Annotated in this window: 19 protein-coding genes and 1 tRNA gene; 17 read left to right on the plus strand and 3 right to left on the minus strand. The window is 35.3% G+C overall.

The window, feature by feature from the left end:
• The first annotated feature begins 171 nt into the window (after positions 1–171).
• From BOQ64_RS05975 to BOQ64_RS06025, 11 genes are all read left to right on the plus strand, one after another.
• Positions 172–1,035, plus strand: a complete 864-nt coding sequence (locus BOQ64_RS05975) for a MotA/TolQ/ExbB proton channel family protein (protein ID WP_129059660.1) — start codon at positions 172–174, stop codon at positions 1,033–1,035.
• 61 nt (positions 1,036–1,096) lie between these two features.
• Positions 1,097–1,705 (plus strand): ExbD/TolR family protein, encoded by a 609-nt coding sequence (locus tag BOQ64_RS05980; protein WP_129054199.1) that lies wholly within the window; start codon positions 1,097–1,099, stop codon positions 1,703–1,705.
• Between the two features lie 11 nt (positions 1,706–1,716).
• On the plus strand, positions 1,717–2,283 hold the full coding sequence (locus tag BOQ64_RS05985) for an ExbD/TolR family protein (protein WP_129054201.1): 567 nt from the start codon (positions 1,717–1,719) through the stop codon (positions 2,281–2,283).
• Between the two features lie 28 nt (positions 2,284–2,311).
• On the plus strand, positions 2,312–3,142 hold the full coding sequence (locus tag BOQ64_RS05990) for an energy transducer TonB (protein WP_129054202.1): 831 nt from the start codon (positions 2,312–2,314) through the stop codon (positions 3,140–3,142).
• 89 nt (positions 3,143–3,231) lie between these two features.
• Positions 3,232–3,429, plus strand: coding sequence for a DUF308 domain-containing protein (locus tag BOQ64_RS05995; protein WP_185147066.1), 198 nt, complete (start codon positions 3,232–3,234; stop codon positions 3,427–3,429).
• The gene (locus BOQ64_RS06000; RefSeq protein WP_129054204.1) at positions 3,419–4,291 is read left to right on the plus strand and encodes a PstS family phosphate ABC transporter substrate-binding protein; all 873 of its coding nucleotides are present in this window, start codon (positions 3,419–3,421) and stop codon (positions 4,289–4,291) included. The genes BOQ64_RS05995 and BOQ64_RS06000 overlap by 11 nt, the downstream gene beginning before the upstream one ends.
• A 91-nt stretch (positions 4,292–4,382) precedes the next feature.
• Positions 4,383–6,035, plus strand: a complete 1,653-nt coding sequence (locus BOQ64_RS06005; protein ID WP_129054205.1) for a tetratricopeptide repeat protein — start codon at positions 4,383–4,385, stop codon at positions 6,033–6,035.
• 82 nt (positions 6,036–6,117) lie between these two features.
• A complete protein-coding gene (gene bshB1 / locus BOQ64_RS06010; protein WP_066697827.1) occupies positions 6,118–6,837 on the plus strand; it encodes a bacillithiol biosynthesis deacetylase BshB1 in 720 nt (239 codons plus the stop codon).
• A 35-nt stretch (positions 6,838–6,872) separates the two neighbouring features.
• Positions 6,873–6,948 (plus strand) — tRNA-His (locus BOQ64_RS06015).
• A gap of 369 nt (positions 6,949–7,317) precedes the next feature.
• Positions 7,318–7,752 (plus strand): hypothetical protein, encoded by a 435-nt coding sequence (locus tag BOQ64_RS06020; protein ID WP_129054206.1) that lies wholly within the window; start codon positions 7,318–7,320, stop codon positions 7,750–7,752.
• Positions 7,753–7,778: 26 nt separating this feature from the next.
• The gene (locus BOQ64_RS06025) at positions 7,779–12,824 is read left to right on the plus strand and encodes a DUF4132 domain-containing protein (RefSeq protein ID WP_129059661.1); all 5,046 of its coding nucleotides are present in this window, start codon (positions 7,779–7,781) and stop codon (positions 12,822–12,824) included.
• Between the two features lie 137 nt (positions 12,825–12,961).
• Here BOQ64_RS06025 and BOQ64_RS06030 read toward each other — a convergent pair whose 3' ends face one another.
• On the minus strand, positions 12,962–13,297 hold the full coding sequence (locus BOQ64_RS06030) for a DUF3276 family protein (RefSeq protein ID WP_002976288.1): 336 nt from the start codon (positions 13,295–13,297) through the stop codon (positions 12,962–12,964).
• Between the two features lie 99 nt (positions 13,298–13,396).
• Entirely contained in the window at positions 13,397–15,058 is a 1,662-nt protein-coding gene (locus BOQ64_RS06035; RefSeq protein WP_129054210.1) for an ABC transporter ATP-binding protein, read from the minus strand.
• Between the two features lie 91 nt (positions 15,059–15,149).
• On the opposite strand from BOQ64_RS06035, the gene BOQ64_RS06040 reads away from it, so the two are divergent.
• The 5 genes from BOQ64_RS06040 (at position 15,150) to BOQ64_RS06060 (ending at position 19,065) form a co-directional block, all read left to right on the plus strand.
• Positions 15,150–16,055, plus strand: a complete 906-nt coding sequence (locus BOQ64_RS06040; protein ID WP_129054212.1) for a transcription antitermination protein NusB — start codon at positions 15,150–15,152, stop codon at positions 16,053–16,055.
• Position 16,056: 1 nt separating this feature from the next.
• Positions 16,057–16,569 (plus strand): DUF1573 domain-containing protein, encoded by a 513-nt coding sequence (locus tag BOQ64_RS06045; RefSeq protein ID WP_129054214.1) that lies wholly within the window; start codon positions 16,057–16,059, stop codon positions 16,567–16,569.
• A gap of 10 nt (positions 16,570–16,579) precedes the next feature.
• On the plus strand, positions 16,580–16,945 hold the full coding sequence (yajC, locus tag BOQ64_RS06050) for a preprotein translocase subunit YajC (RefSeq protein ID WP_129054216.1): 366 nt from the start codon (positions 16,580–16,582) through the stop codon (positions 16,943–16,945).
• 228 nt (positions 16,946–17,173) lie between these two features.
• Positions 17,174–17,908 carry an SDR family NAD(P)-dependent oxidoreductase gene (locus BOQ64_RS06055; RefSeq protein WP_129054218.1) on the plus strand — a complete coding sequence of 245 codons (735 nt, stop codon included), beginning with the start codon at positions 17,174–17,176 and terminating at the stop codon, positions 17,906–17,908.
• Positions 17,909–18,219: 311 nt separating this feature from the next.
• The gene (locus tag BOQ64_RS06060) at positions 18,220–19,065 is read left to right on the plus strand and encodes a mechanosensitive ion channel family protein (RefSeq protein ID WP_129054220.1); all 846 of its coding nucleotides are present in this window, start codon (positions 18,220–18,222) and stop codon (positions 19,063–19,065) included.
• Between the two features lie 56 nt (positions 19,066–19,121).
• Here BOQ64_RS06060 and BOQ64_RS06065 read toward each other — a convergent pair whose 3' ends face one another.
• Positions 19,122–19,655 (minus strand): hypothetical protein, encoded by a 534-nt coding sequence (locus tag BOQ64_RS06065; protein WP_129054222.1) that lies wholly within the window; start codon positions 19,653–19,655, stop codon positions 19,122–19,124.
• A gap of 207 nt (positions 19,656–19,862) precedes the next feature.
• Here BOQ64_RS06065 and BOQ64_RS06070 point away from each other — a divergent pair, with 207 nt between their 5' ends.
• Positions 19,863–20,435 (plus strand): Crp/Fnr family transcriptional regulator, encoded by a 573-nt coding sequence (locus BOQ64_RS06070; RefSeq protein WP_129054224.1) that lies wholly within the window; start codon positions 19,863–19,865, stop codon positions 20,433–20,435.
• Positions 20,436–20,714 lie beyond the last annotated feature (279 nt).

The following is a 20,714-nucleotide window of genomic DNA, read 5'->3' on the forward strand; positions in this document are numbered from 1 at the left end:
TAAATTTGGAAAAAATAAATAAAATATTTAAGAATAATTGTTATATCGAAATCGTATTAAAAATTCTTTATCAAAAAAAGCAAAATGTTTAATTAAGACTCTTGCATTTTAATTAATTTTGCCTTTAATTTACACCCTGTAAAATTTTAAAACAATATAATTTAGTTAAATATGGAAATGAATGTTTCAAAAAATGATGAGCAAGTAGTTGCTAGAAAGGCAGGAGGTTTAAATCCAGCTGTTATTATTCCTATTCTATTTGCTATAGGAGTATGTATTTATTTATTCGTTCTTGGTAGCCCAGGAAACTTTAAAGACGCAGACAAACTAGGAAGTGGATCTGTAGCTTTTTCAAGCATTGAAGGAAAAGACATTCACCCAGAGTCGTTTTTAGGTATTATCTACAAAGGAGGGGTTATTGTACCAATCTTGATTACTTTCATGATTACAGTAATCGTTTTCTCTTTCGAAAGATATTTCGTTCTTGGTAAAGCTGCTGGAAAAGGAAACTTAGACAACTTCGTAGTTCAAGTAAGAAGCTTACTAAACCAAAACAAAATTGACGAAGCTATCGAAGAGTGTGACAGACAACAAGGTTCTGTAGGGAACGTTGTAAAAGAAGGTCTTACTACTTATAAAGCTTTAGCTCACGATAACACATTAAATAAAGAGCAGAAAATGGTAGCACTTAACAAAGCTATCGAAGAAGCTACAACTCTTGAGATGCCAATGCTTGAGAAAAACATGATGATCCTTTCTACTTTAGGTACAGTTGCAACGTTAGTAGCACTACTTGGAACGGTAATCGGGATGATCAAGGCGTTCTTTGCATTAGGTTCAGGGGGTGGTACTCCAGATGCTGCTGCTCTATCTACAGGTATCTCTGAAGCCTTGATTAACACAGCTTTAGGTATTGGTACTTCAGCAATCGCTATTATCCTTTATAACTTCTTTACATCTAAAATTGATGGATTAACTTATAAGATCGATGAGATCTCTATGAGCATCCAGCAGTCTTTCGCTGAATTCAACTAAGAATTAGCAAGAAATTTGCATTAGCAATTAAAAGAAGTTTAATTAAAAATATTTTATAATAATGGCGAGAGTCAAACCTAAAAGACATGGAGTAGTGACGGACATGACCGCAATGTGTGACGTTGCGTTCCTACTTCTTACGTTCTTTATCTTGACCACTCAGTTTAAGAAACCTGACGTGGAGCAGATCAAACCGCCATCTTCAATTTCGGAAAAATTGCTTCCTGATGCTAGTTTAATGACTATCAACGCTACTCCGGACGGAAAATTCTATTTCCAGCCAGTAGAAAACGCATCAGAAAGAGTTGCTCTTTTGGATAAAATGGGACAAAAGTATGGTATTACTTTTGACAATAACCAAAAAGCTGCTTTCCAGAAAGTTCAGGCAATTGGAGTTCCAATGAACCAACTTAAAGGTTATTTGGATATGTCTGCAGATGAGCAAAAAAATTATAAGAGTCCTACAGGTATTCCTATGGACAGTACAAATAAGCAGTTAATTGACTGGGTAAAAGAAAGTTTGAGCGTTAATCCTGACTACAAGTTAGCCATTAAAGGTGACGTTACAACTCAGTACCCTAAAGTTAAAGGCCTGTTTGAAGGTTTAAGAGATATTGATTTTCTTAAATTTTGGTTGATTACATCACAAGAAGGTAAACCTAACGAATAATATCGATAGAAATGGCAGAAGTACAAGTACAAGAGAAAGGCGGCAAGGGCGGCAAGGTCCGTTCCAAGAAGCAAAGTACCAGAGTCGATATGACTCCGATGGTGGACTTGGGTTTTCTATTGATTACCTTCTTTATGTTCACAACTACATTCAGTAAACCGAATGTTATGGACTTAGGTCTTCCGGCTAAACCAAAGCCTGATGCTCCTAAACCTCCACCAACAGAAATTAAACTTTCTAACTCAATTTCTATCCTATTAGGAAAAAACAACAGAGTTTTCTGGCACCAACAGGATGCTACATCTCTAAATGACCAGACTCTTTTGGAAACTACTCTTGATAGAGAAGGAATTAGAAAAGTAATTCAGCAGGCAAAATCTAGAGCTGCAGATCAAACGAAATTTACCGTGATCATTAAGCCAACTGACGATGCTGTATATAAGAACTTTGTTGATATTCTTGACGAAATGGCAATTACCAAAAGTGAGCAATACGGGGTTACCGATGTGAAAGCTTGGGAAAAAGCTGTTTATGATAAGAAAGTAGGAGGTGCTGCTGCACCGGCTGCTACAAAGTAATTTAACCATAAAATTGTATATCTAATCTATGGCAGATGAAAATGTATACGGTCAGAATCTTACTCTAGACGAAATCGTATTTGAAAATAGAAACAAGGAATATGGTGCCTATGATCTTAGACATCAGTATCCGAGACTTTTAACAAAGTCATTTATTATCGGAACAGCTTTATTCCTTTTGGCAGCTTTATCGCCGTTCATCTATCTTACGATCAAGAATCTTACAGCTCCGCCTAAGCAAGAAGTAAAGGCAGATCTTGTAGATATTCTTGAAGAAGAACCGATTATCGAGCAGCCTAAAGAAGAAGAACCACCTCCACCACCGCCACCTCCAAAAGAGGAGCCGAAAATTGAAGTGATTCAGAACGTTGTTCCTGAGCCTGTAAAAGCTCCGAAGATTGAAACTCCACCACCGCCAATTTCTAAGCAGTTGGAAACTACAACTGGTTTGAATAATCAGGAGGGAGTTAAAGCTCCGGCTTATACACCGCCACCACCACCACCATCTACAGGTACTAAAGCTAGTACAGTAGAAGTGAAAGCGAATAACCCTAACGAAATCTACAAAGATGTAGACCAGTCTGCAGAATATCCTGGAGGTATGGGAGCATTAAGAAAATTCTTAGGAGAAAACTTTGATACTTCATTAATGGAAGGAGGTGAAGGTACCCTTAAAGCTAAGCTTAAGTTCGTTGTAGAAAAAGACGGAACTGTTTCTGCGGTTACTATTGAAGAGAAATCTCCAAATGGCGACTTCAACAATGAAGCAATTCGTGTAGTTAAGAAACTTAAAAAGTGGACTCCTGCTAAGAGAAATGGAGAAAGCGTAAGATCTTACTATAGCGTACCATTACTATGAACTTTGAATAATTAGACTTATTTATTCAGAATATAAATAAAAAGAGAGGCATATGCTTCTCTTTTTATTTTTTTTGGTATTTTTGTTACATGATGTTCAATTGGTTATCCCTGGTTACGGGATTGTTTTATATTGTTTTAGGAATTGTAGTCATTATCTATAAATTCTTCTTTACTATTTTAGAACCTGCTATTGCTTATGCTTTAGGAGCAGTGTTGATTATTTATGGTATTTTCAGAATTTATAGAGCCGTTTCTAAAATCAAAAAATCGAAAGATGAAGAATAGTTTCAAAATTGCACTTGCTTTCACCATAAGTATTATGCTGACAGGTTGCAAAAAAGAGGAGAAATCTCCTTCCTATAATAAAGGTGATCTTACGATTTTTACAGATGAATCTTTTCAAAGCGTTACAGAAGCATTAGCGGATGGTTATATGATTAATTACCCTGAAACGCGTATCAAAGTAGAAACAAAAAAAGAAGATTTAGGCTTTCTTGATCTTTTACATGGTAATGCTAAAGTCATTGTAATGTCCAGAAACCTGAAACCTGAAGAAATAAAAACATACGAAGAAAGGACAGACCTGAAGTTTCTTCCTGCTAAATTCGCTGCAGATGCCGTAGTTTTTGTAGTTCCAAAAGACTCTCCAAAAGAAAGTATTTCAATGGATGAGATCAGTAATGGACTTCTTTCAGATAATAAAGAATTTATTTTTGACGGGACCAACTCCAGTAATCTGAACTTTGTGGCTGAGAAATTAAAAAAACAGCCTAAAGATCTTAAATATTCCATTATTCCCGGAAATCAGAAGATTATAGAAGAACTAGGGAAATATCCTAATAAAATAGGCGTTATTGGGCTTAATACCTTCAGCCGTCCTTATGATAAAGCTTCAGAGAAACTGAGAGAAATGGTCAAAGTTCTTCCGGTAGTTGATAAAGGGAAATCCTACAATGCCGATTTTGAAGGACTACGTTCCATGGAATATCCGTTTACAAGAGTTCTTTATTTCCTGGAAAACGAAGGTAATTTCAATATTGCAAACGGATTTATAAGATTTTCATGTACCCATTTAGGACAGAAAATTGTTCAAAAAGAAGGCTTACAGCCTTATAATCTGTATAAAAGAGAAGTACAGATGCGTTAAAAATTATTAAATTCACAATTTCTTCCTGATAAACAGAATATTTTGGTCTGAAAATTGTGTAGAATATAACTCAATTATTAGAAAATATAAAATGAAAGATATAATGAATATGAATGTAAAGAAGATTGCTTTTGGAGCAGCCGTGGTATTTTTTACCGGTTTTGCCTCTGCACAGACATTGCAGGATGGTATTAACAGTATAGACAGTGATAAATTTGCTCAGGCAAAAACAAACTTCACTGATATGATCGCTAAAGAACCTACAGCTGAAAACTACTTCTATTTAGGAAATACTTTCTTAAAGCAAGGAGAGCCGGATTATGCAAAAGCTACTGAAAACTTTAATAAAGGATTAGCTGCAGATGCTAAAAGCTTTGTTAATAAAATTGGTTTAGCTACTGTAAAATTAGGAAAAGGAGATAAAGGGGCTATTGCTGAAATTCAGAAAATAGTAACTGATTCTAAAGAAAAAGATGCTGAAGTTTTATTCAGAGCAGCAGAAGCTTTAACTTTATTTGAAAAGAACAGTTCTCCGGATCTTGCAATCCAATTCCTGACTAAAGCAATTGAAAAAGCTGAGAAAAAAGGAGTTCCTGCTCATTACTATTATACATTAGGTGATGCTTACAGATTGAAGAGAGCTCCAGGTGAGGCTATGTCTGCTTATGACAAAGCATTACCATTAGCTAGAAATAAAGCTTCCGTTTACACAAGAATGGCAACTTTATGGATGGCTGCTCAACAATGGCAACAAGCAAAACAAAATATTGATAAAGCAATTGGTGTAGATCCTACATATGCCCCTGCATATAAGGCTATGGCTGGATATGATATCAGATATCAGCAAAATGCAAAAGCTACACAAGACCTTATCAACTATACAAAATATGCTGACGAAGATCCATATACTCAATTAGAAATTGCAAAATTATACTTCACAAACGAAGATTATGCAAACTCTAAAGCAGTATTGGATAAAATTTTTGATAAAATTGATGATCCGATTAAGTTCAAGCTAAGAGCTTACCAGGCTTATGCAGATGGAAATTATGCTGATGCAAAACAGAACATGGATACTTTCGTTGCTCAGGCTGACAAGGCAAGAGTATTGCCTGCTGACCAAGGTTTACAAGGACTTATTGCAGCAGGATTAGCAAAAGATGAAAAAGATGCTGCTAAAAAATCTGCTTTAACAACAGAATCTCAACAAAAAATCGCTATTGCTAAAGCAGCAAAAGACGAAACAATGAAATGGGATTTAGAATTAGCAAACATCGCTGGAGGTGGTGGTGCTTCTCAGGCTGAAGCTGATAAAGGACCTACTAACCCTGCTATTGAAGCATTGAAGAAACAAGTAGCTGCTAACAACCAGGATTCTGATGCATTATTCAAATTAGCAACTGCTTATCAGGATGTTAAAAACTGGAACGGAGCAATCCTTACGTGGCAGAAAATGTCAGCACTTCTTCCTGATTGGGCACCGGCTTATTACAGCCAGGGGTACTCTTACCAACAGGCAGGAAATAATGATGCTGCTAAATTAGCTTACGAAAAATTCATCAGTACGGTAAAACCTGCTGATCAGGAAGCTAACAAACAGACTCTTGCTTACGCTTATTTTGCAGTAGCTTATATGAGCAAAGACTCAGATGTAGCAAAAGCAAAAGATTATGTTGCTAAGTCTCTACAGTTAGATCCTACTTATCAGGATGCTGTAAAATTAAATGCAGAGATCAACAAGTAATTTAAAATTTAAATTATAGATATTAAAACTTCCCATTCGTAATGTTTGGGAAGTTTTTATTTTAAATCTTATCTTTGATTATATGAAAACAGATATACTTGCTTTTGGTGCACATCCCGATGATGTTGAGTTAGGATGTGGTGGAACGATTGCTAAATTGGTTGCCGAAGGAAAAAAATGCGTAGTAGTAGATCTTACCAGAGGAGAACTCGGGACAAGAGGTACAGATGAAACAAGAAAAGCTGAAGCAGCAGATGCCGCTAAAATTCTTGGACTCTCCGCAAGAGAGAATCTCGGAATGAAAGATGGCTTTTTGGTCAATTCCGAAGAATACCAAATGAGGATCGTAAAAATGATTCGCAAATACAGGCCAGAAATCGTCTTAGCTAACGCAATTGATGATAGACATCCAGATCATGCAAAAGGAGCGAAATTAGTGTCAGATGCGTGCTTTTTGTCCGGACTGAGAAAAATTGAGACTGTAATGGATGGAGAAGCCCAGGAAGTTTGGAGACCTAAGCATGTTTTTCATTATATTCAGTGGAAAGATATCAAGCCGGAGTTCGTTATTGACATTTCAGAATTTCTGGATAAAAAGATTGCTTCATGTATGGCTTATAAAACTCAGTTTTATGATCCAACTTCTACGGAACCTGAAACGCCAATTACCACAAAAGACTTTTATGAGAGCTTAACTTACCGCGCACAGGATTTAGGGCGATTATCGGGAGTTGCTTATGCTGAGGGCTTTACGTCAGAAAGATTAATTTCTTTGAAAAATTTTGATGGAATTGTTTGGTAGTTGAGAAAATTGTCCTATATTTGCACTCAGAAAACGGTGATTGTAGCTCAGTTGGTTAGAGCGTCGGATTGTGGTTCCGAAGGTCGTGGGTTCGAGACCCATCATTCACCCAAAGAAAGTACACTTTTTGAAAGTGTACTTTTTTATTTTATACCTGTTTCGGGTGTGAAATAATATCCAATTTTATATTTTTTTTCAGAAGCTTTTTCCCGCTATCCACTCATACTCCTCACGCCGACCCCTAAAAATGGCATCGCTTGTTGCGGGGTAACCGTTTCTATCGGGGCTAATTTTATGGGTAATAGTTTCCAGTTCTCTTTATATTTTGTGTCTGCAATTCACTTGAGGAGTAAAATTCACAATTGACTATTCACTTTTCACGGGTGTTTTTCACCCAATCATTGATATTCGTCATAAAAGCTCATTTTGATACAATAGAGGTTTTAAATTTCACTATATTTAAACACACTAAGTTCAAATATGGATATAAAAGTCACTGTAAAGCAGTTGGGCAGGAAACATCCTGTTCTTTCGGAACAAAAAATTGAAATCGATTACAAAGATTCAGTTATCACCTTAGAAAATTTACTAAAACTCGTTGTTCAGCAGCAGGTAGAAGAGTTTAATGCTAAATCATTTGAGCTCGAAGACGAAGATTATACCAAAATTCCCACCGATAATTATCTGAATATTCTTACAGATACAGGAAAAGTAGGCTTCGGAAGTATTTATAATCTTAAAAAAGCAGATGTGCAAAAAGCCCAGGATAACGCTATTCAGGCATTTGAAGACGGGATGTTTGCTGTGTTTTATAATGATGAGCAGCTTGAAAGCCTTGAACAAACAATAGATTTGAGTTTACAGCATACATTTACTTTTATCAGGCTCACCTTTCTTGCAGGAAGCTATTGGTAATTAAACTATATCAACAAATAAAATACATGGAAATCACAAAAAAATTAGAATCGAAAAAACTCATCAAAAACTTTTATGAAAAACAGCGAAAAGATCTGTTGGAACATGCTGAGCAAGGAATTCCTTCTTCGCTTTTTCCAGATAGACCAATTCTTACGAAAGAAGTAGCGGAGTTAGGTAAATTGCTGAAGGGGAAACCTAATTATTTTGAAAGGGTATTTTTAGGGTCAAAAGAAGCAGAAAAGCTTAAAGAATTTATTAAACCCGATATTTGGGAAGACCAGGACTATTATAATTTATTAATTTATCTTTTTGGAGAGAATGCAGATCTGGTAAAATATGCATGGAATAAAATGCCCTATAAAATGTATCAGAGCAGCTATTCCAGACGTTCGTTCCGTGCTCCTCATCGCGAAGATTATATAATGCTTAACCAGGTTAATTTTATCAGGGAACTAATGGTTTTCCCTTATATTTATTCTTATAATGGCGATCAGAGCTTCGATCTGTCTTTGGAAGAACAAATTACATATGACAATGAATTTGTTCATAATTCAAGCCGTTCTTATATTTGGTCTGCCGCGATAGATACGGGAAATGTAGCCATCTATCAATTGATTGAAGATATTATTTTCAATAAGCATCCTGAAGGAAAAGTTTCTCTAAGTATTATTAAAGCTTTACTCAATAGTGAGCAGAAAAAATGCTGGGAACTGGTAGAAAAGTTATTATTGGCAGCTCAAAGACAGGAAGGATTACGTCAGACTATATTGGAAGCTTTAGATGAAACAAGTGTCGGAGCTTTGGAGTATATGATTAATGTGATTATTGACCAGAAGCTGACCCGTTTCTCATCTGTTGTAAGAGCTATAGATACATGGACAGGTCTGGGTTGGGAGGCAGAAAAAGAATCTGTAGTAAAGAATATCCTGTCATTGGCAGATCATTACTTTAAGAATCCGGGAGAAATTCCGAAAGCGATGAGTAGCAAGAATAATAATGAAGTGTATATGGCGCTTTGGGTTCAGGGAGTGAAGGATGTTGAAAAAGCAGTTCCTTATTTACATCAGCTGTTTGATGAAGGCGATGTGGAGAAAAAGTGTCTGGTCATTAAATTTGCTATAGAAACTGCTGATCCTTATATTCAGATGCCATTGTATTATAAGGCTGTTTTAGATGGAAATACTGATGTGTTGGCTTTTGCCGGTTATCCGATGTCCACGCTTTTGAGTACTAATACAGATTCTAAGTTCTTTATTAATAACCCGGATTATCCGGAGTTTTTCGAAAAGCTTCATCAGCTGACATTAAATACAGAGATAAAAGAGAAAAAAGTTGAGGGTAAAATCTTTTCATGGCTGAATGCTACATTCAAGAAAAGTGATCTGTATGCTTCCATGTTTTATCTGGTAGGAGATGATAGTCATAAACTTGATACTGTTCTTTCCTATTTCGATCAATTTGATCTTTCCTTACGTGAATTGCTGGCAAGGAATATATTGCGCGAATTTTACTGTTACTCACTGTCGTATGCAGAAGGAAAGAAGAAACTGAAAGTAAAGGCATTTCAAAGAGAATTTGCTTTTAAAATTTTAAAAGACAGAGGTGAAGCATTGGTGGCTTCCGGAATCAATATATTGTTACAGGACCCTTTAAATAAGGAAGAAATCATGGTTTTCTTTGATCTCTTTAAAAGAAAGGGTGGTGTACTGCGTAAAAAGCTTGTAGAGTTGGTGATTGAGCAGGAAGATAATGTTCTAATTCCATTAGTTGATGAATTGATGAGTAAAGGTGATTTGGAGCAGCGTGCAGCATCCTTAGATATTATGCTTCAGCTTCAAAAGGGAAAAAGAGTATCTGCACAGATTACCAACTGGACAAAGCAATATGCTGAGAGACCAAAAATAACAGAAAGAGAACAGGGTTTATTGGATCAGATTAATCCATCCGGAGATGATACAGTACTCTCTGAAGACAATGGATATGGTTTTTATAATCCTGGCGTAGTCTCAAAATTTGCTTTACCAAAAGTAGAATCAGACTCGGTATATGCACAGGCTGTTAAAAAAGATAAATATGGCTTTACAAAACCGATGGAGGATGTAAAAGCAGAAATAAAAAAGCTTTATGATCTATTTCAGCAACATAAAAATCACGAATATGATGCTGAAGAATGGGATGGCTCCGTAACTACTTTGCTGATGGGGAATACTTTCCGTCAGATTAAAAGAAATACGGAGGGTTTTACACCGAAACAATTGGCTGAAAATTATCCATTGCATGAAGTTTGGGAACAGTGGTTTCTAGATTCAGGTTTACAGTCGAGAGATCTGTATTTACTGACTTTGGCTGAAAATTGCGATAGAAAGGTCTTCAGGGAGTTTATGGAGAACTATGTTTTTTATTATAAAGATCTTTTAGTCAATCCGCTAAAAGATGGATATGCCTGGACTAATCCAATCATTATGATTTTACAATCGTTAAAAGATCTATTTGTATTCGAGGAGCATGTGGATTTCGCTTTAGATGCTACCAGTACGATTTTTGCGAACCTTCCTGAAAGTGTAATTAATTATAAAGGAAAAGATAGTAACGATTATTATTACCAGGATCAGGGAAATGGCTGGCAAAGACTTGATTTTTTTATGCCTTTCTTATGGACAGTTCCCGGAACAGGCCTTACCGATGAGCAAAATATCAAACGATGGAATTTATACCGTTGGATGCAGTATAATGGCTTGAAAGAAAATATCAGCAAATCTGTTCCTAACTTTTATTTCTTTTGTAAAGCTTATGAGCTAAAGCTCATCACCAAAGAAGAACTGTATGAAGGGATTTTAACCGCTGATTCAGCAATCAGAGAACTGACGACTGTAAAAACCAATTATTATAACAGTGAAAAATATCTGGAAGAATTTCCTTTCCTGAAACCTATGATTACGGAAATACAGGAAAAATTTCTGGATATAGAACTTATCCGTGGGGATGCAAATACTACAGTTTCCCATTTTGTACAGGATTTTCAGACAATATACGGGGCGAAACGTTTAGTACAGATCCTTAAAGGGCTTGGTAAATCGGGATTATATGCTAATTATATATACAGTTATAGTAGAGAAAGCATGACTAAGCAAAAGCTCTTCTCCAAACTCATTTCAGAATGTTATCCTTTAGAAAGTGATACACAGAAGGTATTTGATGACATGATGAAGAAAGAGAAAATTACAGAGCTCAGATTAATTCAGGCAGCAGTATATGCACCGCAATGGCAGCCGCTTATCAGTAATTTTTTAGGTTGGAAAGGACTGGATTCTGCAATTTGGTGGATGCATGCCCATACCAAAACCGGAGCTTATGAAGAGCAAAATGCGAAGCTTGAAAGTGAAGTGGCGAAATATTCATCTGTAGATATCCAGGAATTTAAAGATGGTGCTGTGGATAAAGATTGGTTTACAAAAGCTTACAAAGAACTTGGTAAAGCCCGCTGGGAGATGCTATACGAGTCTGCAAAGTATATATCTGATGGAAACGGACACCGTAGAGCAAGGCTTTATTCTGATACGCTATCCGGAAGCTTAAAGATCAAAGAAGTTACAGCTAAAGTAAAAGATAAGCGTGATCAGGATTATCTCCGTGTTTACGGGCTTGTTCCTTTAAGTAAAACAAATCCAGGGAAAGATGTATTGAGTAGATATGAATACATCCAGCAGTTCAAAAAAGAAAGTAAAGAGTTTGGTTCTATGAAACAGTCTAGTGAAGCTCTGGCAATTCGTGTAGCCCTTGAGAATTTAGCTAGAAATGCTGGTTATCCTGATCCGGTAAGACTTACCTGGGCAATGGAAACCAAGCAGATTCAGGCTCTTCTATCAAAAGAAACCCAAGTGACCATTGATGAAGTAACTGTTGGATTAATTATAGAAGATAACGGGAAGGCTGAGCTGGTTGTTTTCAGAGACGATAAACAGCTGAAATCTATTCCACCGAAAATTAAGAAAGATAAAGCCATTGTGGAATTAACCAATAACCGCAAAATTATGCGTGAGCAATGGACCCGTTCCAGAAAAGGTTTGGAAGAAGCTATGATAAGAGGTGATGAATTCTTCTTAAAAGAAATTAAAACCCTTTTTGAACATCCTGTTATTGTAAAACACCTGGAAAAGTTGGTGTTTATTTCCAACGATGATAAAATAGGCTTTTACCATGATGGAAATCTTGTAAATTCTCATGGAGAAATTCAGGAATTGGGTGATGAAAGTACTTTACGTATTGCGCATTGTGTAGACCTGCATGAACATTCTGTATGGAGCGATTATCAGCATTATTGCTTTAAAGAAAAATTAATCCAGCCGTTTAAGCAGATATTCAGAGAACTATATGTTCCTACCCCTGACGAATTGAAGGAAAAATCTATTTCCCGTAGATATGCAGGACATCAGATTCAGCCAAAACAGACATTAGCTTTGCTTAAAACAAGAGGGTGGAAGGTAGATTATGAAGAAGGATTACAGAAAGTATATCATAAAGAAGGCTTTCAGGTGAAATTATATGCAATGGCAGACTGGTTCTCGCCTGCGGATATAGAAAGTCCGACTCTTGAAACCATAGAGTTTCACTCATTAAAAGACTATAAGAATATTCCTTTTGAAAAAATTAATCCAAGGCTATTTTCAGAGGTTATGAGGGATGTAGATCTGGTAGTTTCTGTGGCACATGTGGGAGGAGTAGATCCGGAAGCCAGCCATTCATCTATTGAAATGAGAGCGGTATTGATGAAAGAAACTGCCCGTCTGTTCAAACTGGATAATGTGAGAATTGAAGGTTCACATGTATTGGTAAAAGGGGAGATGGCAGAATACAGTGTACATTTGGGAAGCGCGGTTGTTCATCAGACTCCGGGTAAATATTTATCTATTCTTCCTGTACATTCTCAACATAGAGGAAGGTTATTCCTACCTTTTGCAGATGATGATCCAAAATCAGCAGAAGTATTGTCTAAGGTCTTATTGCTAGCCAAAGACAATGAAATACAGGATCCAACCATATTATCGCAGATAAAGCGAGAGTATGTATAAACTAAAAATAAAACGGTACGCTTTTAAAGCGTACCGTTTTTATATATTGAGTGAATGACTATTGATAACTGAATATAAAATTTCAAGACATAAAAAAAGCATCTTTTTCAGATGCTTGTGTTTTTAGATATTCTTTTTTAAACTTCGTCGTCAGAGTCTATTGTGTAAGATCTGCTTTTGAAATCTTTGTCATGTTTTTCTGAAATTACATCCTCACCCTTTTCGTTAATGATGAAATCTGTGGACTCATTAAACATCTCCTGAAAACTCTTAAAATCTTCCTTATAAAGGTAAATTTTATGCTTCTCGAATGTAGCTTCCCCATTCTCTCCGAAATTCTTCTTACTCTCAGTGATTGTAAGATAATAATCTCCTGCTTTCGTCTCGCGCACATCAAAGAAATAAGTTCTTCTCCCTGCTTTTAACACCTTAGTGAAAATCTCATTTTCATGGCGTTCCTTGTATTCACTCATTGTTAGATATTTTTTAATCTTGTTAAGAACAAATATAAAAGAATTCTTTTAATCACAAAATTTTTTTTATGATTTATTTAACAATTAGGAATGAAACAGCTATGCGGTTACAGAATTGGTAATTTCGGTAAGGTTAAGGATTTGATCAGCTTTTTGAGCGCTAGACTCTCTGTGTGTGATAATTATGGATGTAGCGTTACTGATTTTTCGGTCAATATTTTCAAGAATATTCTGCTCTGTTTCGGTGTCTAAAGCAGACAGAGAATCGTCAAAAATAATGATATTAGGGTCCTTAATTAGGGCTCTTGCAATACAAATTCTTTGCTTTTGTCCTCCCGAAAGCATCACCCCACGTTCACCAACAAGTGTTTTATATTGTTCCTTAAACTCAACAATATTTTTGTGCACATCTGCGATCTGAGCATACTCAATTACTTTTTCATGTGATGGATGATCTATGGCAAATCCGATATTATTTTCAATGGAATCAGAGAATAAATAACTCTCCTGAGGAATATAGCCCAGGAAGTTTCTGTAGTTGCTCAGGTTGTGCTCTTTCAGGTTCTTCCCATCAATCAGAATTTCCCCCTCAGTAGGATCAATCAGTCTGCATAAAAGCAGCGCAATGGTAGACTTCCCACTTCCTGTTTTGCCCATAATAGCAAGAGATTCTCCGGCTTTAACTTTAAAGCTTAAATTATCCAGCGCCCGGATTCCTGTATTGGGATAAACGTAAGATACATTTCTGAATTCTATATCTCCTTTAATAGGATAGTTCTCAAAGTTCGTATTGATGATCTCCGATTTTTTATCCATGAACTCATTAATCCTTTGCATAGACGCTTCAGCTCTCTGATTAACAGATGTTACCCAGCCTACCATAGAGAACGGAAAGATCAGGGTGTTGATATACATAAAGAAATCCGCGATTTTACCAATACTTAATTCTCCGGCAATATATTTTGTACCTCCAATCCAGATAATGGCAACGTTCAGTAAGCCAATAACAAACAGGATGATGGTAAAGAAATAAGCTTCTGTTTTGGCAAGATCCAATGCTTTATTCTGGTAGTCGGTTACTTTTATTCCGTAGTTTTTTTCAATGTATTTTTCTTTTGCGAAAAATTTCACCACACGGATTCCGGAGAAGCTGTCCTGTACAAAAGTTGAAATTGCAGACTGGCTTTTCTGCATGATCTTCGACTTTTTATTGATAATAGAGCTTACCTTATAGATCGCAAAAGATAATATAGGAAGGGGAAGCAAGGTCCACATCGTCATGTAAGCATCCGTTTTTACCATATAAATTGCCGTAATCAGAACAAGAACAATAAGATTGGCCACATACATTACCCCTGGTCCAAGATACATTCTTACTGCTACCACATCTTCACTTAACCTGTTCATTAAATCTCCGATGGTGGTTTGCTTATAATCGGTTAAAGATAAATCCTGATAATGTCTGTAAATTTTATTCTTCAATTCATATTCAATTCTTCTGGAAGCAACAATAATAGTCTGTCGCATCATAAAAGTGAAGAATCCGGTTAGAAGTGAACAGCCTACAATAATTCCAACATAGATAAGTACCTGTTGATTGAACCCAAGGTTTCCACTTTTGGTAAGCTCATCTACAGATTTACCTACAAACTGAACTTTATATATATTGAAAAAATTACTGGCAATGATGAATAGTACCCCCCAAAACAACAGCATTTTGTGTTTCCAAAAATAGGGGTTTAAGGTTTTTAGCGCTTTCATATAGTTTTACAAAATTACAAAAATGTCATCAGACTACGAATCTCATCAATTTTAAATTTTGTATCTTTGCACTCATTAAAAAGCTCTTTGAATGTTAGGAAGACGACAAATCCGTGAAAAAGTAGTACAGGCAGTGTATTCATACTATCAGAACCCTGTGAAATTTGATGTTTTAGAGAAAAACATGTTCGCTGGAATAGAGAAAATCTATTATCTCTATATCTATCAGCTTAATTTTTTAGTAGGTCTAAAAGAATTGGCTGAGCATCAAATTGAAATCGGTAAGAATAAATTTCTTAAAACCGATGCTGATATTAATCCTAACCAAAAATTCATCAACAACCAGGTATTGCTTAAGCTGGAAGAAAATCCAGAAAGATTGTTCTTCACAGGTCAGCACAAGCAGCTGAAATGGGATATGCATGATGATTTATTGGTAAAGACTTTCCAAAGAATTACTGCTGGAAAACGTTATCAGGATTTCATGAAAGAAGAAGGTTATTCTTTTGAAGAAGATCAGAAATTTATCGGGAAATTATTTTTAAGATATATTGCTGAAAATGATGATTTCCACGATTATCTTGGAGATAAAGAACTTTCATGGTATGATGATATCCATATTGCCAATTCCATGGTGCAAAAAACAATCGGATTCCTAAGAGAAGATGAAGAAAGCCGAACTTTAATCAAAATGATTAAAGATGAAGAAGACAAGACTTTCGCTGCTAAATTATTGAAAGATACCCTGAATAACTGGGAAAACAATGAGAAAAAGCTGGAAGAAAGATTGGAAAACTGGGATCTTGAAAGAATTTCCCTGATGGACAAAGTAATCTTGTCGACAGCTATCGCAGAGCTTGATAGTTTCGCCTTCACCCCTTCAAGAGTAATTATTAATGAATATATTGAGATTGCAAAAGTATTTGCTACAGACCGCTCAAATATCTTCATTAATGGTATTTTAGATAAATATTGTAAAGATCAAAATAGAATATAAAATGAAAAAGACGTTATCAATTATCGCCTTGTCAATTATAGGCTTTGGATTAGTTTCATGCAAAAAAGAAAACAAAGAAACTCAAAGCCCTGAAGCTGTAGCTACTGATTCTACTGCTGCTGTAGGAACTCCTGCAACAACTGATTCTGCTGCTGCATCTGTAACAGGAGAAGCTCCTGCTGCACCGGTTTCTAACGGACCATCTACTTCTATCGCTTTATCCGAAAGCAACTTCGATTTTGGAAAAATTAAAAAAGGAGATAAAGTAGAGCACGTATACGAAATTACCAATACAGGAAAAAATCCGTTGGTTATTTCTGAAGTGAAGCCTGGATGTGGATGTACAGCTCCTGATTTTACAAAAGAGCCTATTATGCCAGGTAAAAAAGGAAAAATTACATTGCATTTTGACTCTTCAAACTTTGATGGAAATGTTCAGAAATATGCAGATGTTTTTGCAAACGTAGACAAAGCTCCAATCAAATTAACGTTCACTGCGAACATTCAACCATAATTTTAAAAATATGTTGACATTATTTTTACAGGCACAGCCACAGGGTTCTTCATCTATGATGCTGATCATGATGGGTGTGATGTTTGTAGGATTTTATTTCCTGATGATCAGACCTCAAATGAAGAAGCAGAAGCAGGAAAAAAACTTTCAGGAAACCCTTAAAGTAGGGACTAGAGTAGTTCTTACCTCAGGTCTTCACGGAAGAATTGCTCAGGTTCAGGATGATGGTTTTGTCATTGAAACATTATCAGGAAAGCTTAAGTTTGAAAAAGCAGCTGTTTCCAGAGAAATGACAGAAACTCGTTTCGGAGATAAAGCAAAAACTGCTGATAAATCAGCGGATAAAAAAGAAACAGAAACTGAAGAAAAGAAATAATTTTTTATTCAGTCTGAAAATATTTAGCTGCGGCGGGTGAACGAAGTTCACCCGCCGCAATTTTTTTTATAAAACCTTAAGTTATACCTATTAAAAAACTTCTATTTGTCATTCTGAACGAAGCAAAACGTAGTGAAGAATCTCATAAAAGATTTAAAATTTTGTGATAACCAGAACCGTTGTGCTCATTTGTGAAATTAGTGTTTAATAAAAAATTATCTTTGCCATATGAATCAAAACACAAACAAAACTGTTCTCATTTTAGGAGCCAATTCAGACGTAGCAAAACAATGCATCATTCAATATCTTGAAAAAGGTTTCTCGGTAATGGCGGCTTCCAGAAATACAAAATCATTAGAAGATTTTATTGTAACTAATAATCTGGATCAGAAAAAAGTAACTGTTTTGTATTTTGATGCTGCAGATTTTGATTCCCATCAGCAGTTTTATAACGATCTTTCTGTAAAACCTCATATTGCTGTATATTCAGCAGGTTTTCTGGTAGATAATCAAAAGGCTCTGAGAGACTTTAAAGTAGCCAAGCAAATGATGGAAGTTAATTATATGGGTGGAGTTTCTATTCTGAGTATCATAGCAATGGATGAAATCAATAAAAATCTGGAAAGAATCATCGGGCTTTCTTCACTATCAGGAGTAAGAGGAAGAAAAAGTAATTTTGTGTACGGAAGTACAAAGGCTGCATTTACCCAATATCTGGCAGGATTAAGACAAGAATTAGCTTCCAGAAAAATAACCGTTAATGCTTTGGTAATAGGTTATATCAGAACAAAGATTAATGAAGGATTGGAGCTTAATGAGTCTTTAATTATGGAACCGGATTATGTTGCGAAATTCATTGTGAATGCTGGGAATTCTTTTACTATTGTTCCTAATTTTAAGTGGAAAATGATTTATCATATCCTGAGACTTTTACCGGAAAGCCTGGCTGCAAAATTGCCGTAAATCTTTAATTTTTACTGTTCAAAATCTACTTTATATTAAGATTTTTTCTCTGAAAAGAGACTTCGGTATTTTTTTTGTAATAATTGCCCCGAATTATTCTTCCTGGCAAGATTCAAATTCTAAAATGATCATTGAGTAAGCTGGAACTATCTGTTCAGCAGTCAATCTATTGTAATGCATATAACCATTAATTTTAACTTCCAAAGAGTTAAGGTTAAATAAAACTATGTTTTCTATTCAGATTCATTTTAAAACTTGCCACTACAGGAATGAGTATCTGTAATGATATATAAAAATAAGTAGTATAAAAAATGGACGATTTACAATTGAACAACCTTCAAAAACATTGGGACACCTTAATAACTTCAGCCATTTCATGGGCACCGAGAATCTTTACTGCAGTAGTATCTGCATTATTGATTTATCTGATTGGATCATGGATGATCAGAATGATTAAGAAACTGGTTGCGAAAGGTTTCAAAAAACGTAATATGGAAGCTTCTTTACAGCACTTCCTTCTTAATATTATCAATTGGGGACTTAATATTCTTCTCTTTATTGTAGTAGTAACTCAATTAGGAGTACAGACTTCAGCGTTTGTAGCCATGATTGGTGCTGCAGGTTTAGCGGTAGGCCTTGCTTTGCAGGGATCTTTGACAAACTTCGCAGGTGGAATCCTTATTCTGTTATTAAAACCATTTAAAATAGGAGATTTTATATCTACCAACTCAGGCGTTTCAGGAACGGTACAGGCCATTGATATATTCCATACAAAACTGATTACACCTCAAAATCAGTTAATCATTATTCCTAATGGGGTGGTTTCTAATAACAGTATTACCAACTTCACACAATTAGGGACAAGAAGAACGTCTCTGGATATTGGGGTTGCTTATGATGCAGATCTTAAGCAGACGAAGGAGGTTCTGATGAGAGTTATTCAAAAGAATCAATATGCTCTTTCTGAGCCTGCTCCTCAGGTAATGGTAACAGCATTGGGAGACAGCGCCATTAACTTATCGGTTAGAGTGAGTGCCACTACAGAAAACTTCTGGAAACTGAATGAAGAACTTATTATTGATTGTAAAGAAGCTTTAGATAAAGCAGAAATCGGAATCCCTTTTCCACAGAGAGATATACACGTTTACAATAAATAGTTATCTATCATGATTTAAAATAAAAACTCCTGCATTCAAAATAATGCAGGAGTTTTTTATTTGTTTTTCAATTTTGCTTTATGTTTCAAAAAATTGAGTATCTCTGTATATTGATCTGTTTCTTCTTTACTGATGAGATATGTAAAGATTGTACCTATATCAATGTGTAACATAATAATTGTATCAGAAACTTCATAAGTGATCTTTTTCCAAAGACTTCTTATATTGTAAAGCTCACTATTGACTTGAAAGTTTTTTTCATCAAAATATAATTCTGTTATAGGATGATATCCTTTTACTTCATCAATATGTTTATCTATCTTAATAGAGTAATTGGCCTTCTGATAATAAAAGTGGATAAGATAAAAAAGGCAGGCAAGTCCAAAAAATAGAAGGGCAAACTGGAAAAAGTCATACCTGGTTTTCTTGCCGATAAGACTATCAAAAATAAAAATGACCAACAAGGCATATAGGAAGTTTCGAAAAATAGTAGGCAATTTCTTTTTCCAGGAGTAATAAAAGTGATGCCATAATTGTTTACGGACAATATTTTCATTAAAATTAATATGAACACTCAGTGTTTCTTCCATAATTATAGTTTTGTGCAAAAATATATAAACTAGACAATATCATACAGTAAATACAAAACTTTTTATTATGCAAACTTCCTTGCTAAAGCAGTTTTTTCATATTTTCCAGACCATTGTAAGCTGTTAATTCGTTTTTTACCAAATGACAATTGTTTTTAAGTTCTACTTTTATACCTTTACTTTTCCACAATCTGTGGATAAAATATCATGGAAGAACTTTTTAACTACATCAAAAAATTTGGATTACTAAAGGCTCAGGATGAGCTTCTGATTGCAGAAGGTATCCAGGAAATTCCTGTAAAGAAAGCAGAAATTTTTGTAGAAGCAGGAAAAGTAAGCCAAAAAATTGCTTTTGTAAAGAAAGGCGTGTTCCGTTCTTTGTATTACAATAAAGAGGGGGATGATTTTACCCGTTATTTTATCTATGAAGGTCGTTTTATTGGAGATTTTCAGGGCTTCACAGATCAGCTTCCTGCCCACGAGTACATAGAAGCCATTACAGATGCTATTTTACTTGTCATAGATCTCAATCATTTTAAAATATTAGAAGAGAAAATTACGATCTGGCCTGTTTTATTTGCCAGAATTCATGGATTTGTTGCCGAAAATAAGCTTAAAGTTGCCAGCATTATGCTCAATCAGGATGCAAAATCCAGATATATTCATTTTTTGAATCATTATCCGGGGCTTGCCAACAGAGTTCCGCAATCTATGTTAGCTTCTTATCTTGGAGTGACACCTTCATCGTTGAGCAGAATCAGAAGGAATATTAATGAATAATGCGGTTTTAATTCAGAAGTATAAAGGTGATATTATCATCGAAATATATTTTCACAGACTATAACAAACGCGTTAAATTAAATAAACGAACTATAAACATTCAATAGGAACGGGCTTTAGCCCGTTCTGTCATTTTAAAAACCTTCCATTGGCTTTAGCCAAAACTTATAAAAAATATTGCTGAAAAAATCTGGTTCAGATTCACAGAAACACGTTTTTGTCAAATGGCAATGGTCTCCTTTTCAAACTGCCATAGCTTTGCATCATAAAAATAATGAT

The organism is Chryseobacterium sp. CH25 (assembly GCF_004119455.1).
Taxonomy (GTDB): Bacteria; Bacteroidota; Bacteroidia; order Flavobacteriales; family Weeksellaceae; genus Chryseobacterium.